This is a genomic window from Agromyces sp. P1_H4 (assembly GCF_056405255.1).
The window spans coordinates 1-1,408 of the sequence record NZ_JBFUCL010000538.1 but is presented as its reverse complement, the minus strand read 5'-3'; the positions used below and the strand labels follow the sequence as shown (position 1 = coordinate 1,408).

Annotated in this window: 2 protein-coding genes; one reads left to right on the top strand and one right to left on the bottom strand. The window is 70.7% G+C overall.

What is annotated here, in order from left to right:
- Positions 1-444 (bottom strand): gamma-glutamyl-gamma-aminobutyrate hydrolase family protein (locus tag AC1DY2_RS19770; RefSeq protein ID WP_476763959.1); only part of this gene is annotated, 444 nt, incomplete at its 3' end.
- Positions 445-626: 182 nt separating this feature from the next.
- Between AC1DY2_RS19770 and ftsE the strand changes: the two genes are divergently transcribed.
- Positions 627-1,408 (top strand): cell division ATP-binding protein FtsE (gene ftsE, locus AC1DY2_RS19765; protein ID WP_476763958.1); only part of this gene is annotated, 782 nt, incomplete at its 3' end.

Here is a 1,408-nt window from a genome sequence, read left to right as displayed (position 1 = left end):
GCCGTACACGTCGCGGTGAGGGGTGAGGTCGACGCGGTCGCCGAGGTGCTGCTCGAGGGTGCCGCCGAGCGCCACGTTGATGAGTTGCATCCCGCGGCACGCGCCGAGCACGGGCAGCCCCCGCTCGCGCGCGAGGAGCGTCAGCGCGATCTCGAGCTCGTCGCGCACGCGCAGCGGCGGGTCGTTCGAGGGATGCGCCTCGCTGCCGTACAGCTCGGCGTCGAGGTCGCGCCCGCCGGGAAGGAACAGGCCGTCGACGAGGTCGATGAGCCGCTCGGGGTCGTCGAGGTGCACGTCGAGGCTGGGGAAGAGCAGCGGAGCGCCGCCGGCCTCCTGGATCGCGGCCGTGTAGGTGTGCGAGATCGCGTCGGTCGGGATGTCGACCCAGGCCCCGTAGCTCGCGGACTTTCGATCCGCGACGATGCCGATGAGCGGAACGGTCATGTCACCTCCTCGGGCGCCGTCGGTTGCTCCCTCCAACCTAGGGAGGTGACGGCCGATCCGCCACGTGCGCGCCGCGGTTCGCGCGCACTGCGACCGGCGAACAGGGGCACGCGCGCGCCGCTCCCTGAGAGTTGGGCGAGTCGTGGTCGCGATCGAGGGCGGCCTGCCTAGGCTCTTCCTCGATGATCCGATTCGACTCCGTCACCAAGACCTACCCGGGTCAGGCACGACCCGCCCTGAACGACATCGGGGTGGAGATCCTGCGCGGCGAGTTCGTCTTCCTCGTCGGCGCCTCGGGCTCCGGCAAGTCGAGCTTCCTGCGGCTGATCCTCAAGGAGGAGAAGCCTTCCAAGGGCAAGATCCACGTGCTCGGGCAGGACCTCGGGCGCATCTCCAGCCGCAAGGTGCCGTACTTCCGGCGCGACCTCGGCGTCGTCTTCCAGGACTTCCGGCTGCTGCCGAACAAGAACGTCTACGAGAACGTGGCCTTCACCCTGCGCGTCATCGGCAAGTCGCGGGGATACATCCAGTCGGCCGTGCCCGAGACGCTGAAGCTCGTCGGCCTCGACGGCAAGGGCAAGCGGATGCCGCACGAGCTGTCCGGTGGCGAGCAGCAGCGGGTCGCGATCGCCAGGGCCATCGTGAACAAGCCGCAGATCCTCCTCGCCGACGAGCCCACCGGCAACCTCGACCCGGTGACGAGCGCGGGCATCATGACCCTGCTCGAGCGCATCAACGCGAGCGGCACCACCGTGGTCATGGCCACCCACGAGGCCGGCATCGTCGACCAGATGCAGCGCCGGGTGATCGAGCTCTCCGCGGGCGACATCGTGCGCGACGAGCGCGGCGCCGGGTACGGCGCGGCCCTCGGCGACGCGGAGGACGCGTTCGCCACCGACGCGGAGGCCGATGCCGACGCCGAGCCCGACGCTGCGGCTGCCGAGGTCGTCGCGCCGGGTGCGGC